This window comes from Haloprofundus sp. MHR1, from assembly GCF_005155585.1.
GTDB classification, from domain to species: domain Archaea; phylum Halobacteriota; class Halobacteria; order Halobacteriales; family Haloferacaceae; genus Haloprofundus; species Haloprofundus halophilus.
Genome location: NZ_CP039833.1, coordinates 2,465,483 through 2,481,270, shown reverse-complemented (window position 1 = coordinate 2,481,270; position 15,788 = coordinate 2,465,483). Strand labels below are relative to the sequence as shown.

17 protein-coding genes are annotated in these 15,788 nt (G+C 66.9%); 5 read left to right on the top strand and 12 right to left on the bottom strand.

The genetic code is table 11. The features are described 5' to 3' along the window. Positions 1–160: 160 nt before the first annotated feature. From FCF25_RS12550 to FCF25_RS12515, 8 genes are all read right to left on the bottom strand, one after another. A complete protein-coding gene (locus FCF25_RS12550; protein WP_117591650.1) occupies positions 161–1,261 on the bottom strand; it encodes a phosphotransacetylase family protein in 1,101 nt (366 codons plus the stop codon). A gap of 25 nt (positions 1,262–1,286) precedes the next feature. After that, a complete protein-coding gene (locus FCF25_RS12545) occupies positions 1,287–3,395 on the bottom strand; it encodes an acetate--CoA ligase family protein (protein WP_137048930.1) in 2,109 nt (702 codons plus the stop codon). 129 nt (positions 3,396–3,524) lie between these two features. Continuing rightward, positions 3,525–4,316 carry an SDR family NAD(P)-dependent oxidoreductase gene (locus tag FCF25_RS12540; protein ID WP_137048929.1) on the bottom strand — a complete coding sequence of 264 codons (792 nt, stop codon included), beginning with the start codon at positions 4,314–4,316 and terminating at the stop codon, positions 3,525–3,527. 211 nt (positions 4,317–4,527) lie between these two features. Continuing rightward, complete coding sequence (locus tag FCF25_RS12535; protein WP_137048928.1) at positions 4,528–4,833, bottom strand: hypothetical protein; 306 nt, start codon at positions 4,831–4,833, stop codon at positions 4,528–4,530. A 50-nt stretch (positions 4,834–4,883) separates the two neighbouring features. After that, positions 4,884–6,116, bottom strand: coding sequence for a putative manganese transporter (locus FCF25_RS12530; RefSeq protein WP_117591658.1), 1,233 nt, complete (start codon positions 6,114–6,116; stop codon positions 4,884–4,886). A 73-nt stretch (positions 6,117–6,189) separates the two neighbouring features. Further along, a complete protein-coding gene (locus tag FCF25_RS12525; protein WP_137048927.1) occupies positions 6,190–6,684 on the bottom strand; it encodes a YbaK/EbsC family protein in 495 nt (164 codons plus the stop codon). A gap of 140 nt (positions 6,685–6,824) precedes the next feature. Then, positions 6,825–7,025 (bottom strand): DUF1328 domain-containing protein, encoded by a 201-nt coding sequence (locus FCF25_RS12520; RefSeq protein ID WP_117591663.1) that lies wholly within the window; start codon positions 7,023–7,025, stop codon positions 6,825–6,827. Between the two features lie 302 nt (positions 7,026–7,327). After that, a complete protein-coding gene (locus FCF25_RS12515; RefSeq protein ID WP_117591665.1) occupies positions 7,328–7,612 on the bottom strand; it encodes a hypothetical protein in 285 nt (94 codons plus the stop codon). A 399-nt stretch (positions 7,613–8,011) separates the two neighbouring features. Here FCF25_RS12515 and FCF25_RS12510 point away from each other — a divergent pair, with 399 nt between their 5' ends. After that, the gene (locus FCF25_RS12510; RefSeq protein WP_137048926.1) at positions 8,012–8,719 is read left to right on the top strand and encodes a hypothetical protein; all 708 of its coding nucleotides are present in this window, start codon (positions 8,012–8,014) and stop codon (positions 8,717–8,719) included. Positions 8,720–8,855: 136 nt separating this feature from the next. Here FCF25_RS12510 and FCF25_RS12505 read toward each other — a convergent pair whose 3' ends face one another. Then, the gene (locus FCF25_RS12505) at positions 8,856–9,923 is read right to left on the bottom strand and encodes an NAD(P)/FAD-dependent oxidoreductase (RefSeq protein WP_137048925.1); all 1,068 of its coding nucleotides are present in this window, start codon (positions 9,921–9,923) and stop codon (positions 8,856–8,858) included. A 128-nt stretch (positions 9,924–10,051) separates the two neighbouring features. On the opposite strand from FCF25_RS12505, the gene FCF25_RS12500 reads away from it, so the two are divergent. Further along, positions 10,052–10,336 carry a DUF357 domain-containing protein gene (locus FCF25_RS12500; protein WP_137048924.1) on the top strand — a complete coding sequence of 95 codons (285 nt, stop codon included), beginning with the start codon at positions 10,052–10,054 and terminating at the stop codon, positions 10,334–10,336. A gap of 185 nt (positions 10,337–10,521) precedes the next feature. Continuing rightward, positions 10,522–10,815, top strand: coding sequence for a winged helix-turn-helix domain-containing protein (locus FCF25_RS12495; RefSeq protein WP_117591673.1), 294 nt, complete (start codon positions 10,522–10,524; stop codon positions 10,813–10,815). A 21-nt stretch (positions 10,816–10,836) separates the two neighbouring features. Here FCF25_RS12495 and FCF25_RS12490 read toward each other — a convergent pair whose 3' ends face one another. After that, the gene (locus FCF25_RS12490) at positions 10,837–11,268 is read right to left on the bottom strand and encodes an adenylyltransferase/cytidyltransferase family protein (RefSeq protein WP_117591676.1); all 432 of its coding nucleotides are present in this window, start codon (positions 11,266–11,268) and stop codon (positions 10,837–10,839) included. Between the two features lie 19 nt (positions 11,269–11,287). Further along, positions 11,288–11,779: a Mov34/MPN/PAD-1 family protein gene (locus tag FCF25_RS12485; RefSeq protein WP_137048923.1), complete on the bottom strand. Its 492-nt coding sequence runs from the start codon at positions 11,777–11,779 to the stop codon at positions 11,288–11,290. Positions 11,780–11,897: 118 nt separating this feature from the next. Between FCF25_RS12485 and FCF25_RS12480 the strand changes: the two genes are divergently transcribed. Continuing rightward, positions 11,898–13,796: a DHH family phosphoesterase gene (locus FCF25_RS12480; protein ID WP_137048922.1), complete on the top strand. Its 1,899-nt coding sequence runs from the start codon at positions 11,898–11,900 to the stop codon at positions 13,794–13,796. 8 nt (positions 13,797–13,804) lie between these two features. Here the strand turns inward: FCF25_RS12480 and FCF25_RS12475 are convergent, their stop codons facing one another. Continuing rightward, on the bottom strand, positions 13,805–15,445 hold the full coding sequence (locus FCF25_RS12475; RefSeq protein ID WP_137048921.1) for a phospholipase D-like domain-containing protein: 1,641 nt from the start codon (positions 15,443–15,445) through the stop codon (positions 13,805–13,807). Positions 15,446–15,522: 77 nt separating this feature from the next. Here FCF25_RS12475 and FCF25_RS12470 point away from each other — a divergent pair, with 77 nt between their 5' ends. After that, on the top strand, positions 15,523–15,771 hold the full coding sequence (locus FCF25_RS12470) for a hypothetical protein (RefSeq protein ID WP_117591684.1): 249 nt from the start codon (positions 15,523–15,525) through the stop codon (positions 15,769–15,771). Positions 15,772–15,788 lie beyond the last annotated feature (17 nt).

Below are 15,788 nucleotides of genomic sequence, written 5' to 3'. Positions count from 1 at the left end.
CGTACGGTTCGCACAAATCGGTGAGTGAGGGAATATCGACGCGAACACGACAGGGCGACACCCGCCGTCGCACCGGAGTCGGCAGACGAGGCGACACGCCGGGCGTCGTAACGGTGGAAAAAGGTGTCGTACCGACCGAATCCGGAGGGGTCGGCGACGACTACTCGGCGTCGGTCTCGTCGTCGGCCGCCGCCGGGACGAGCGCGTCGACGTCGGCGTGCTCGAACAACAGTTCGCGCATCAGTTCGACGGTCCGCTCGTCGCGCGTGCGACCGCCGCGGATTATCTCCTCGGTGCGGTCGATGGCCGACAGCGTGTCCGCGTTGAGCACGAGCACCGGGACGCCCTCGGACTCGGCGCGGCCGACGACCGCTCCCGAGGGTCGGTGGCCGCCGGTGAGGACGAGACACTTCACGCCGGGTGCCTGGAGCGCGGCGGTCTGGACGTCCGCGCGGTCGCCGCCGGTGATGACGGCGGCGTCCTTCGTCCGGCGGAAGTAACGGAGCGCCTCGTCTGCGCCCATCGCGCCGACGAGGAAGCGTTCGACGTAGGCGTCGGTCGGCGCGTCGGTGACGAGTTCCGCGCCGAGTTCGTCGGCGAGGTCGGCGACGGAGATACCGGCGAGTTCGCGCTCGCGCGGGACGACGCCCAGGACGGGCACGTCGCGGCTTTCGAGGAAGGAGACGACTTCCGTCTCCAGTTCGTCGTAGGCGGCGTCGCCGACGCGGTTGAACAGCACGCCGGCGAGTCGGTCGTCGCCTTCGTCGCGCACGTCGTCGACGGCGGCGAGCACGTCGTCGAGGTCCGCGGGCGTCGCGTAGTCGGCGACGAGAAGCACCTTCGCGTCGAGCAGGTCGGCGATTTCGGGGTCGGTGAGGTCGACGATGCCGCCGGTGGTGTGTTTGCCGCCGCCTTCGACGAGCATCAGATCGGTGTCTGCCGAGAGCACGTCGTAGTACTCGCGGACGATCTCGGCGAGGTCCTCGCCGCTCTCCCGGCCGCGAACCGCGCCCTGGATGAACGTCGGCGAGTAGACGATGGGTTCCATCTCGTGCATCTCGGCGTCGGTGCCGAGCAGTTCCCGCGCGAGCATCGGGTCCTCGTCGAGCGTCTTGCCGACGTTGCTCTGCAGTCGCGTCCCCTTCGGCTTCATGTAGCCGACAGAGAGGCCGCGGTCCTGCGCGAGCAAGCCGAGCGCGAGCGTCACCGCCGTCTTTCCGGTACTGTCCTGCGTCGAGGTCACCAGTAGGGTTTCGGTCATGAGTGTGTGAGGGTTTCGTGGTCGCTTATAGTTGGTCCGGGTCGATGGTCAGTCGCACGTCGACCGCCTGTACGCCCGTCTCGTCGCCCTCTTCGGGCAGTGCGACGAGCGGGTTGATGTCGAGTTCGAGGATGGCCGGGAAGTCCGAGACGAGCTGCGAGAGCCGCTGGATGGTCTCGACGATGGCGTCGCGGTCCACGGGGTCGCGGCCGCGCGCGCCGCGCAGCAGCGGCGCGGTCTGAATCTCGTCGGTCATCTCGCGGGCTTCGCTCTCGGAGACGGGCGCGACGCGGAACGTCGTGTCCTCCAGAATCTCGACGAAGATGCCGCCGAGACCGAACATCAACAGCGGACCGAACTGCGGGTCGCGGTTCATGCCGACGATGGTCTCGACGCCGTCGTCGAGGTTCACCATCTCCTGGACCTGGACGCCGAGAATCGTCGCGTCCGGCTGATAGTTCCGCGCCCGCGTGACGAGGTCCTCGTAGGCGTCGAACACCTCTCCGTCTTCGACGCCCACCTTGACACCCCCGATGTCGGACTTGTGGAGGATATCCGGGCTGACGATCTTCATCACGACGTCGCCGTCGATCTCCTGAGCGGCCGTGACGGCGTCCTCGGGGCTGTCGACGATGTCGCCCGCCGGAATCGGGATGCCGTAGGCGTCCAAGAGATCCATCGCTTCGACGCCGATGCGGGTGTCGCCGCGGTCGGCCGCCGCTTCGAGTATCGACCGGACGTGCTCGCGGTCGACGTCGAACTCGACGGGGTCGTCGTACTCGCGCTTGCGGATGTCGCTGTACTCGCCGAGGGCGTCGAGGCTCTCGACGGCGCGGGCGGGGTCGAAGTAGTTCGGGATGCCCGCTTCCCGCAGGACGCTCTCGGCGGCGTCGACGCGCTCGCCGCCCATGAAGCAGGCGGCGACCGGTTTGCCGTGTTTCTCGCGGAGTTCGACCGTCGCTTCGGCGAGTTCGCCGTAGTCGAGCACCGCGGTGGGTGCCGAGAGCACGAGCGCGCAACCGACGTTCTCGTCGGCGAGCGCGACGTCGAGGGCGTCGCGGAAGCGGTCGATGTCGGCGTCGCCGACCACGTCGACCGGGTTGTAGATGTTCCCCTCCTCGGGCAACTTCTCGCCGAAGGCGTCGAGCGTCTCGTCGGAGAACGTCGCCATCTTCAGCCCCGACTCGCCGACGGCGTCGGTCGCCATCACGCCGGGGCCGCCGGCGTTCGTGATGACGGCGATGTTCTTCGACTCCGGCAGCGGCTGGTTGGCGAGCATCTGCGCCGCGTCGAACAGCTCCTGCGGCGACGACGCGCGCAGCACGCCCGCCTGCTCCAGTCCGGCTTCGTAGGCGCGGTCGGAGCCGGCGATGGTCCCGGTGTGCGACGACGCGGCTTGCGCGCCGGCGTCGGTCTTCCCCGATTTGACGAGCAGAATCGGCGTACTCTGCGTCACCTCGCGGGCGGTGTCGATGAACTCTCGGCCCTCCTCGATGCCTTCGAGGTAGCCGATGACGACGTCGGTGTCGGGGTCGTCGCCCCACTCGGCGACGAAGTCGGTCTCGTCCAACACGGCTTTGTTGCCGAGCGAGACGACGTCTTTGAAGCCGACGCCCTCGTCGTTGGCCCAGTCCAAAACGGCAGTGATGAACGCGCCCGACTGGCTCATGAAGGAGAGGTTGCCTTCGAGAGCGTTGTCGGGGCCGAACGTGGCGTTCATCCCGTTCGGTGTGCTCATGATTCCGAGGCTGTTCGGTCCGACGAGGTTGATGTCGTACTGCTCGGCCGCCTCGCGAAGTTCGCGTTCGCGGGCTGCGCCCTCACTACCGGTTTCGCCGAATCCGGCGGTGATGACGACGACGTTGTTCACGCCGCTCTTTCCGGCGTCTCGGACGGCGTCGACGGCGATCTGCGGCGGCACGACGACCACCGCGAGGTCGGCGTCGCTCTCGCCGACGGAGTCGACGCACGGGAGTCCGAGCACCTCGTCGTAGTTCGGGTTCACCGGCACGACCTCGCCGTCGTAGTCGTCGACGAGGTTCTGCGTGATGGCGCGGCCGATGGACCCCTCACGCGCAGTCGCGCCGACGACGGCGATGCGTCCCGGCGCGAACAGTTCAGATAGCGCTCCCATCACATCCTACTACCCGGCCTCGGCGCATAAGTTCGGGTGTGTGTTCGCTCACGTGGTTCGACGTGTCACTCACAGACGACGGTGAAGATTCGACGAGCGAGACGAGCGCTCGGTCGACCGTGCGTTCACTCAGCAGACGTGGTCGCCGCCGTCGACCCACACCGTCTCACCGGTGACGAACGAAGCGTCGTCGCTGGCCAAGAACAGGTACGCGCCGGGGAGCTCGTCGGGCGTCGCCGCGCGGAGGGGGAGCGTCGGCTGGTCGGTCGCGTCGCTCTCCGGCCCGACCTCGCGGGCGCGCTCGGACCACCCCTCGGTGATCTCGGTGGCGACGGGACCGGGCGCGACGGCGTTGACGCGCACGTCGTGCCGGGCGAGTTCGAGCGCCGCGCTCCGGGTGAGCATCCGAATCGCGCCTTTCGTCGTCGCGTAGTGGGAGTGTTCCCACTCGGCGACGCCCATCGTCGTCGAGGCGGTGTTGACGACGACGCCGCCCTCGCCGCGCGAGATCATCTCCTCGGCGGCGAGCTGCGTGCCGAAAAACGCCCCGTAGGTGTTCACCTCGTGGACGCGCCGTAGCTCCTCGGGTCGGACGTCGCGGAACCGCTTGCTGACGTGGATTCCCGCGTTGTTGACCATCACGTCGACACCACCGTACTCGCGGGCGCGCTCGACGACGGCCTCTAGTTCGGCGGGGTCGCTCACGTCGCATTCGAGGAACTCGGCGGTAACGCCGCGTTCTCGGGCGAGTTCGTGCGTCGGCACGTCCGCGTCGACGTCTTTCGGTTCCTCGCGCACGTCGGCGTTCAGCACGGTGGCCCCGGCGTCGGCGAACGCGAGCGCGACGGCTCGACCGATTCCGGAACTTGCACCGGTGACGACGACGGTGTCTCCTTCGAAGGTCGGCGACAGATGTCCCATGGAGTCGCATACGGGTGGGAAACACCTCAACGCTCGGTCAGAGGCGAATCTGTGGCGAACAGGCGGCCGCGTCGAGTCGTGGTGCCCGCGAGCGGGCGGCCGCGCTCCCGCCTCGTCCGACTCGCGGCGACGGTCACGTCACGGTACGGGATGGTTCCGTCTTCGTATTTGAACGTCGGGGAGTGACACCGGCGAGCGGCGGAGAACAGAATCAGATGAGGTCGTCCGGGTCGTGTTTCTCGCGCATCCGCGTCGCTTCGGCCGCGTACGCCTCCCGGGTGTCGGCGTCGTCGACGCGGCCAACACTCCCGGGTCTCGCGTCGACGGCGGCGGTGGTGTCGCGCACGTCGCCGAAACTCGTGAGCGCGCGCTCCTTACGGAGATACCGCGACCCGTCGGGGGTCGCGTAGACGAGGATGACGATGTTCTGTTCGTCGTCGGAGTACGTTCGTTCGACGAGCCACACGCGCACGGTGTCCTCGGAGTCGTCGGAACTGTCGACGTCGGGGGCGCTCATCGACCCGTGTTACGCCTCCCGGACGGAAGTGGGTTTCTCGGACGCCGCACTCACAGCACCCCGAATCCGAACTGCGGTCCGAACGCGACGTGGAGCGCAATACCGACGACGAGCGCCGGAACCGTCGTGTAGATGCTGGCGACGACGGCGGCTTTCTTGTCGATGGCGAGGAGCGGGAACAGCGCGTCGCCGTCCTGACTGATGGCGTTGGCCGTCAGCGCCGAGAACGGAATCGCGCCCTCGGCGTACGCCGTCGCGAGCAGAATCTGCGGTCCACAGCCGGGAATCAGGCCGACGAGCGCCGCGCCGATGGGTGCGAGAACGCCCGCCGCGGCGGCGAACAGCTGCAAGTCGACACCAGTCACGAGGATACCGTACTCGTACAGCAGGTAGGCCGCGAGAACCCAGACGGTGACGAACGACGTCTCCATGGCCGCGTGCGTCAGCGTCTCGTAGACGTTGCCGAACGTGTCGCGGGCCCGGCCGACGTGACCGTGTCCGATGTACCGACGGCCGACGAAGTACAGGTAAAAGGAGAGCGTCGTCCCCACAAGTCCGAAGACGGTGAACGCGCCCGCGAAGGTGGCGCCGGCGACCATCGGTACGTCCGGCGCACCGCGGAAGAGGTAAACTACGCCGGCGACGAGTCCGCCTATCGCTGCGACCCACCAGACCGCGAGTGCGGCTTGGCTCAGACGGCGGAGAAACGGCGCGTCGCTGACGGTGTCGTCGACCTCGCAGCCCTGCGCGTCCTCGTAGTGGTGCACCTGGCTGCCGACTGCGGGGGAGGCGACACCGCCGTCGGTCACCGTGCGACCGACGCGGGCCACCGCTCGGTCGATGCGGTCGACGCCCATCCCGAAGCGGTCGATGCCGTAGCCGAAGGCGACCGCCGAGACGAAGGCGAGTCCGTAGGCGTACAGCGCCGCTTCGGGCGCGAGCACGAGGATGATGAACGCGGAGTCCCCGGCCGTCGCGATGAGCGTCGCAACGACGGTACCGAAGGAGACGCTTCCGCGGACGTACAGCGGCATCATCACGATAGCGCCGCCACAGCCCGGAGTCAACCCCATCATCGCGCCGACGAGCGGTTGGTACTTCTCCTCCGATTCGAGTCGCGCTATCAACCGTCCGTTCGTGCGGTACTGGATGTAGCTGAACGCTAGAACGGTTATGGCGACGAACGCGCTGACTTGAACGAAACCGTCGCGGACCGACGCGAGGAAGATATCGAACAGTTCCGTCGAGAGTCCGGCCTGGCCGAGCACGGCGGGATTACCCATCGCTCGACCACCCTGAATTAGACATATCTAATTCTCTATTTTGCCTACTACAATATATAACTTCGTGTTAGCTCTAACCGCGGGTGATGTCGACGACGGTGGCGTTCGCGTGCTCGCGGAGCGACTCCGGCGTGAGCGCGAAGACGGCACTGGGCGTACCGGCGGCCGCCCAGACGGTCTCGTACTCCAGAAGCGAGGGGTCGATGAACGTTCGGACGTCGGAGTCGTGACAGAACGGCGGCACGCCGCCGATAGCCCAGCCGACTCGCTCCCGAATCAGTTCCGGGTCGGCCATCGAGATGGCGTCTGGTGCGACGCCCAGCTCTGCGGCGAGCGCGTCCTCGCTGACTCGGTTCGCGCCGCTGGTAATCGCGACGACGAGCGACACGGCTCCGTCGTCGCCTTCGACGGCGAACACGAGGCTGCTGGCGATCTGACCGACCTCGCAGCCGACGGCGTCGGCGGCGTCGGCGGCGGTTTTCGTCCCTTCGGGGAACTCGCGGACGGTCACGTCGAGGCCGTGTGACTCGGCGGCGCGTTCGGCGAACGCCTGTGCGCGGGGGTGCATGACACCCGATAACACGCCGGCGACAAAACAGCTACGTAGACGGCAAGCGACTACCGATGCTACGCGTTCGCGGACGAGGGAACCGGCTCGGGCAGTGCTGTCGCTCCGAGGACGGCGACGTAAAAAATGGGTACGAGTCGCTACAGTAAGAACGACAGGATCGCCAGGACGATGAACACGAGGATCAGGATGCGGGCGATCTCCATCGTGACGCCCGCGATGCCCCGCGCACCGACCACGTAGGCGACGATGGCGAGAATGATGAACAGCACCGCGAGTTCCAAGAACCCGCCGGACTGCAAGGGAACTGCCGCCGTCGCGTTTGCGAGTTCGGCTAGCATCCTCGCCACCCCGCGTACCGTCCGCCGCTCGTCGTTGTATAGCTCATCGCACCCAAAGATGCGACTGCGATAGGATTAGTTATAGTTCGTACTTCCGCGAACATTTCGGTCACAAGACACTTCGCCGAGCGCGAACGGTGAGAGACGGTGAACGTCGACTCAGTCGGCCGGTTTTCCGGGTTAAGTCGAGTCGAAAACTGGTATTACCGCGCCTACTCGCCCGAAACGACGGTCGGTTGCGACCGTTCGAGACGGCCGCTCGCGTTCCGCCGGCGTCGGTCCGTCGACGACGCGGGAGTCGCTCAGTGCGAGTGGCCCGTCGCCTCGGCGAGCGTCATGCCGAAGCGTTCCTCGAACAGTTCTTCGCCTTTCTCGTTTATCTCCACGAGGTCCTGCGGCGTCTCGCCCTCCGAGTGGTGGACGATGGCGTGCGCGCGCTGGACGAACGACAGAAGCAGGATGTCGCCGACGACCTCGGTCGGTTGCTCGCCCTGTTCGGAGAGTACGTCGACGAGACCGGCGGGCAGTTCGACGGCGTCTGTGTCGCCGTCGGGTCCTTCGATGGTGTACGTCTCGGTTTCGACCATAGGGGGAGTGGGCGATACGTACTAAAGGGTCTGTGGGTATCGATGCGGGTGACGCCGGTCGGAGACGGGTTCCCGCCGTTTCTCCAAGAGACTCTAGACCGTCGTGTGAACCGCTCCTGGTTGGACGGACCGTTCCTGTATTCGTGACATTCGCGCATGAATAGTGTGAACAAATCTCTATATCGACGTACAACGTACACGATTGTTGGTGAAGAAATGTCGTCCGACAGATCGACCGAGAGAGGGATAGCTACGTTACCAGTGTTCGGCGAACGATTACCGGGACGGGAGTACGGATGGCCGCGTCGGGCGGTCCTCAAGGCGATAGGTACCGGGGCCCTCGCGACGATGGCCAGCGGTACCGCCGCGGCTACCGGAGCAAACGGAAACGGGCGGTCTATGGGAAGGTTCGGCCTCGGCGAGATGGGGACACTCGGCGGCGGCCGCGTTGCGACGTTCGCACTTCCTGACCGGCATGGGCGGACGGGTGCGCTCGGGGTGTTTATCACCGCTGACACGCTCGAAACGCTCCCCGAGGAACCGCAGATGCTCCACCTGCACTTCCCGCGGACTCCCGGGACGAACTTCACGTACTTGGGTCTCGACTGGACGCCGATGGGCCACCAGCCCGTGGAGATTTACGGTCTCCCCCACTTCGACATCCACTTCTATCTCATGGAGGAGGACGACGTCGAAGCCATCGGACCCGGTGTCGCGGAGTACACGATTCCGGACGCTCAGATGCCGCCGGGCTACGTAACCGCCGACGCACTCGGCGCACCGCGCGAGATCGTCCCCGGTATGGGCGAACACCTCGTCAGCCCGATGGCGCGAGAGTTCCAGGGAGAGCGGTTCACTCACACACTTGTCTGGGGCGCGTACAACCCCGACGGCGGCGACGAAGGTGAACTCACGTTCGTCGAGCCGATGGTCACGACCGAGTATCTGGAGGGTAAACCCAGAGATGTCCGCGCGCCCATCAGCACCCCCGAGGAGTTCGCCGCGTCGGGGTACTATCCAACCGAGTACGCGATTCGCTACCTCGACACCGTCGACGCGTATCTCGTCACCCTCGAATCGTTCGAGTGGTTCCCCGGTGTCGAGTGAGAGAACAGACCGAAGGGTCGAACGACGGGCGACGGTGAATCGCCGTCTGCTCGTCGTCGGCGACCGCTCGTCTCGCCTTACCGTGTCTCGACAGTATCGAGCGAGAGCTGTCCGTCCGAACGACCTCGAACGCGACTCAGTCGTCGGACTCTGCGGCCGCCGCCTCGGTCGTCTCGGCCCCGCCGCGTTCGAGGCCTTCGAGGTAGTCGTCGGCGTCGATGGCGGCCTTACAGCCCATCCCGCCGGCGGTGATGGCCTGCTGGTAGTGGAAGTCGACGACGTCGCCCGCGCCGAAGATGCCGGGGACGTCCGTCTCGGTCTGACCGCCCTCGAAGCCGCCTTTCGTCTTGAGGTAGCCCTCGGGGTCCATCTGCACGCCCGTGTTTTCGAGGTACTCGGTGTTCGGCGTGTGACCGATGGCGTAGAACACCGCGCCCGCCTCGAACTCGAACTCGTCGGTTTCGGGGTCGTCGAGGCGGTCGGTCGGGTGGCCCTCGGGGTGTCGAACCATCGTCACGGTGTCGACGCCCGCCTCGGGCGACCCGTGCAGTTCCGTCACCTCGGTGTTGAGCACGAGTTCGATGTCGCCGTCTTCGACCTGCTCCATCACGCGGTCGATCCAGTAGTCCTCCGCGCGGAACTCCTCGCGGCGGTGGACGAGGTACACCGTCGACGCGAACTTCGTGAGAAAGGACGCCTCCTCCATCGCGGCGTCGCCGCCGCCGACGACGACGATCTTCTCGTCGCGGAAGAACGCGCCGTCGCAGGTCGCGCAGGTCGAGAGCCCGTAGCCCATCAGTTCGTCCTCGCCCGGGATGCCGAGCGTCCGGGCGCTCGCACCGGAGGCGGCGATGAGCGCGTCGGTCGTGTACACGTCGCCGTTGGTGAGTTCGACGCGGAACGGCCGCTGGGAGTCGTCGACGTCGGCGACGACGCCGTTCTTGATTTCGCTGCCGAAGCGCTTCGCCTGCGACTTCATGTTGTTGACGAGCTCGGGGCCGCTGATACCCTCGGGGAAGCCCGGGAAGTTGTCGACTTCCGTCGTGAGCGTCAGTTGGCCGCCGGGTTCGGACCCCTCCAACACCAGCGGGTCGTTGTTCGACCGGGCCGCGTAGATGGCAGCCGTGAGGCCGGCGATACCCGTCCCGGCGACGATGAGCCGCCGGTGTTCGACGAATCCGTCTTCTTCGGAGATGTCTGTCATTGGGGTGTCTTGGCCGCGGGTTTGTATTTAATTTGTGCTGTTCGACGCGGGCGGCGCAAGTCGGTCCGGAGACGAGCCGGTCGATGCGACAGGGGAACGCTTAGGCGACGACGCGCGCATCCATCGGTATGGCTGCGGACCTCGAAGAGAAGACGACGCGCTACGAGCGGATGCTGGCCGACGCCCTCGACGAGGCCGAGGCGCTCCCGCCCGAGGGAACGCCGCTGTCGGCGATGGCCGACGACTGCCGGGAGATGGCCGAGTCGTACCTCGACGACGGCCGCCACTTCCGCGAGGCCGACGACTGGGTGAACGCGCTCGCCTCGTTCTCGTACGGATACGGCTGGCTCGACGCCGGCGTCCGGATGGGGCTGTTCTCGATACCCGACGAGACCGAACTGTTCACCACGTGAGTTGGCGCGTCACCGCGTCGACGACGTGAGTCGGTGCGTCACCACGTCGACGACGGGGGTCGGTGCGTCACCGCGTCGACGACGGGAATCGACGGCGGAGACGCTCGCGGGAGAGTGCGAGCAACTCGCACAGCCTGTATGTTCCGGCGATGTGTTTAGGTCGGTCGGCGAACTCTCATTCGGTGATGGAGTCCGTCCTCTGGTACGTGCTGACGAGCACGCGCGGCGGCGACAACCGACTTCGGCTCCTCGTCGCTGCCGACGACGAACCCCGCAACGCCAACCAGTTCGCCGCCGACCTCCACCTCGACTACAAGACCGTGCGCCACCACCTCGACGTGCTCGTCGAAAACGATATCCTCGAACCGGTCAGCGAAGGGTACGGGGCGCGGTACCGACCGACCGACAAGGTCCGTCACCACTGGGAGACCGTCGAAAAGATACTCGAAGAGGCCGACGGCGACCGGTACCCCGTCTGAGCGAGTCGAGAGAACCCGGTGTCAGCAACCGCGCCGTGCGAGGATTCGTTCGATGATGTCGCCCGTCGAGAGCAGTTCGTCGGGATACTTCGGCTCTCTCGCGGACGCGCGTTCGACGGCGCAGTCGATACCGCGGGCGGTCAGCGCCGACTCGATGGCCGCCTCGTCGTGGTGTTGGTCGTAGCCGAGGACGATGAGGTCCGGTTGAATCTCCTCGATGGGGACGAAGATGTCCTCGCGGTGGCCGAGATGCGCCTCGTCGACGACGCCGAGCGCGGCGACCAAGTCGCGGCGCTGACGGTCCGAGAGAACCGGTTTCTCCTTGTGGGTGACGTTGTCACCTCGGGCGACGATGACGTGGAGTTCGTCGCCCATCGAGGCGGCCTCGGTGAGATAGTGAACGTGCCCCGGGTGGAGCAAGTCGAACGTGCCCTGTGCGATTACCGTCGTCATGCGTCGAAAGCCTCGTCTATCATGAGTCCTCGGAGAGTTCCCGGTCGATGTCTTCCTGTGTGAAGTCGAAAAACGCCTCGTCGTCCGGCAGCTCGACGTTGAGCACGTCGAGTTTCCGACGCTTGCCCTCCCGGTCGAACGCGCGCCAGTCGTTCCGCCCGTACGGTGCGCCGATGATGATGTGAGCGTCGCCGCTGCCGAACGTCGCGAGGTCGGCGTCGCTCGGGCGGAGCACGCCGTTGGGGTGTGAGTGAACCGACCCGACGGCGTGTCTGTCGTTGGGGACCATGCTCGTCTTGACCGTCGCGCTCACCGGGTTCGACTCCGTCCCCGGAATCACCAGCACGTCGGTGATGACGGTGCCGTCGCGGTCCAACCCGAGGTCGCGGGCGTCCTCGCCCCGAAGGAACCCCATGTACTCGTTCGGGTGTGTCTCTTCGGAGGCTTCGAGGGCGAATTCGAGCGTCTCGGCGGCGATCCCGAGAATCTCGCTCGACCGGAAGAGCCGCATAGCAGACAGTGCTACCCGTCGCCTTCTAAGGGTTCCGGAAGGGTCGCCGTTCGGGTCGAGAGCGGTCCCGTCGGGACAGGATGTAAAGCTTAAGGCGGGACCCCCACGTAGCACGCCCATGACCGATGACACCGCCGGAGATTCCGGCGCAGGGTCCGATTCGAGACCCGTCGTCTACGATCTCGCTCCCGATTGCACCGTCGCGGACGTGGAAGCGGGCGCACGCTACCACGCCGTCGTCAACGGCGTCGTCGACTACGGCGTCTTCGTCGACATCTCCGACAGCGTCTCCGGACTCGTCCACGAGTCGAACCTCGACGCCGAGTACGACGTCGGCGACAGCCTCGTCGTCGAACTCGTCGAGATAAAGGAGAACGGCGACATCGCCTTCGAGGAGGCCGACGTCGACGACTACCGAACGGAGACCGTCGACCACGAGCCCGACATCACGTCCATCGCCTCGCTCTCGACGGGTACCGACGCGACCATCGAAGGCCGAATCGCGCAGATAAAACAGACCGGCGGCCCGACCATCTTCCACGTCACCGACGACACGGGAATCGTCTCCTGCGCCGCCTTCGACGAGGCCGGCGTCCGCGCGTACCCCGACGTCGAACTCGACGACCTCGTGCGCATCGACGGCCGCGTCGAGACCCACGACGGGACGATGCAGGTCGAGGTCTCTTCGCTCGCCGCGCTCGACGGCGAACGCGCCGAGACCGTCGGCGACCGCCTCGACGACGCGATGGCCGAGCGAGCGGAACCGCACACCGTCGAGCCGCTCGTCGAGTGGCCCGCGTTCGAGAAGCTCCGCGACGACCTCCGCGACGTGGCCCGCCTGCTGCGCCGGACCGTGCTGGAGGGCCGCCCGATTCGCGTCCGCCACCACGCCGACGGCGACGGCATGTGCGCGTCGATTCCGGTGCAGTTCGCGCTGGAGAACTTCATCGCCGAGGTTCACGAGAACCCCGACGCTCCCCTCCACCTGTTCAAACGCCTGCCGAGCAAAGCGCCGTTCTACGAGATGGAGGACGTGACGCGCGACCTCAACTTCGCGCTCGAAGGCCAGGCCCGCCACGGCCAGAAGCTCCCTCTCCTGTTGATGCTCGACAACGGCAGCACCGAGGAGGACGTTCCCGCCTACCAGAACCTCGCGCACTACGACATGCCCATCGCCGTCGTCGACCACCACCACCCCGACCCGGAGGCGGTCGAACCGCTGCTCGACGCCCACGTCAACCCCTACCTGTACGACGAGGACTACCGCATCACCACCGGGATGATGTGCGTCGAACTCGCGCGGATGATCGACCCAGACATCACCGATGAACTCCGCCACGTCCCCGCCGTCGCCGGACTGGCGGACCGCTCGAAGGCCGAGGTGATGGACGAGTTCGTCGAACTCGCCGAAGAGCAGGGCTACGACCGCGAGGACCTCGGTGACATCGGCGAGGCGCTCGACTACGCGGCCCACTGGCTGCGCTACAGCGAGGGCAAAGCGCTTGTCAACGACGTGCTCAACGTCGGCTGCGACGACGACGAACGCCACCGCGAACTCGTCGAGTTCCTCTCGGCACGCGCCGAGCGCGACGTCGACGTCCAACTCGACGCCGTCGAGGACCACGTCGAACACGAGCGCCTGAAGAGCGACGTCCACCTCTACACGGTCGACCTCGACAACTTCGCGCACCGCTTCACCTACCCCGCGCCCGGTAAGACGACGGGTGAACTCCACGACCGCAAGGTTCGAGAGACAGGCGAGCCCGTCATCACCATCGGCTACGGCCCCGACTTCGCCGTGCTCCGTTCCGACGGCGTCCGCCTCGACATCCCGCAGATGGTCGCCGAGCTCAACGACGAGGTGAAAGGCGGCGGCGTCTCCGGCGGCGGCCACCTCGTCGTCGGCTCCATCAAGTTCGTCAAGGGCATGCGCGAGGAGGTCATCGACAGCCTCGTCGAGAAGATGGCCGAAGCCGACATCGACGACGAGCTGTCGAGCACCGCCGCGCTGGACTGAGGAGACCGCTACTCGAACTCGATTTCTCTCGCTCCCACGACCGCGGCCAGCGCCGCCGCGGTGACGACTGCGACGCCGACGCCGACGGGGAACGGTCGGCTCTCGTCGTCGCCGCTGGCCCGCCAGTCCGCCGCGAACACCTCCGCGTAGTACCCCGCCGCTTCCTCGCCGTCGAGGGCGACGACGACCTCTCGGTTCTCCCGCGCGGAGTGGTTGTTCCAGTTGAGACTTCCGACGAGCGCCGTCTCGCCGTCGACGACGACGCCTTTCGCGTGCACCTTCCCGTACCGTCCCCGCGGGTCGGCGAGACGAACCGAGAGCGGCGCGTCGCTGCTGTCGGCCCACTCGTTCAGTCGGTCGGCGACAACGCGGTTCTCCTCCTCGACGTACCACGCGCCGGAGAGGAGGAGACGGACTCTGACGCCGCGCTCGGCGGCCTGCGTCGTCGCCCGGACGAACGGCTGACGAGGACCGCCGACCGACGGTTGGAGCACGTCGATGGACTCCTCGGCCTCGGCGAGTTCGGCGACGACGGCATCTTCGGCGTTCCCGGGGGCCGTGAGCAGTCGCACGCGCTCGACCTCGACGCGGTTCGGGTCGAACTCGCCCGCGTACGAGTCGCTCGCGGGCTCGGGGGCGACGAACGTCGCGCTACGGCGGTACTCGGACCACCGTTTCGCGTCGCGCCAGCCGGCGTCCGTCTCGAACACCGCTGCGAGTTCGTCGGCCGTCTCGGCGTCGTCGACGCGGACGCCCCACCCGCGGCTGTCGTGGCCGCCTGTGCCGCCGGGTTTCCAGTTTTCGGTGAGCACGAGCGCCGAGTCGTCGACGACGGCGTACTTGGCGTGGTGGTAGCTGTAGCGGGCGCGTTCGCCGTCGACGACGCGCACGTCGATACCTTCGGCCGCGAGGCCGTCGAGCAGGCGGGCCTGGCGCTTCGAGACGCCGCCGACCGGCCCGCCCTCTACGAGGACGCGAACGTCGACGCCGCGGTCGTTCGCCCGGCGAAGCGCCGCCGCTGCGCGTTCGGAGGTGAACGTGTAGCCCGCGAGCAGGAGCCTGTTGTCGGCGTCGCGCAGCGTTTCGAGGGGCACCCGCGGAGCGTCGGGGAGGACGAACGTCGTCGCGTCGGCCGCCCCAGTCTCGACGACGGGCCGAGGCTCGAAGCCGCGCGGTCGCCAGTGGGGGTCCGCGTCGCGAAGCCACCGCTCGCCGCTCGGCGCGCTGTCGTAGCCGACCACGTCGACGACGCGGCCGTCGCGGCTGAGGACGAGACGCTCGCCTCCGTTCGACAGTAAGAGCGCACTTTCGACGACCGGCGCGTCGGTCAGGTTCCGCGCGGCTTCCGGGTCGGACGCGAGCGCGACGCGGCCCGACGAAGGAACCGCGACGGTCGACTCCCCGTCGGAGAGCGTCCAGTTCTCTCCGCCCGCGGTTTCGACGACGACGAACTCGCCGACGTCGCCGTCGTGGACGGGGTTCGGGTAGAGTTCGACGATGCGGCCGGAGGGGTCGCCCGACGCCGCGGAGCCGTTCGTCGCCGTAGAACCGTTCGTCGGAGCGTCGGGCGTCGACGCGGCGAGTGCTGGCGACGCCACTCCCGCACAGACGGCGAGCAGACAGCAGACGGCCGCGAGGCGACGGGACACGACACGGGGTGGTCCCGTCCCCGGGGATAAACGTTCGCTTCGGTGTTTTTTTGACTTCGACAGACGGTGAGACTGTCATGGTCACGGTGAATCTCGTAACCGGTCTCGAACTGGCAGGCTACGCCCTCGGTGCGCTCGGCGGCGCGCTCGTCTTCATGGAGTTCTTCCAGGAACCGACGTACGTCGAGTACGACCCCGATTTCAACGGCTACACCGTCGACATCTCGCCGCAGGAGGTCCGCGAACACACGTGGCTCGGCCGAGTCGGCGGCTTCTCTATCGCACTCGGCTTCGCGCTGCTGTTCCTCTCGACGTTCCTCGCGTAAAAACTGAGATTAGAGAT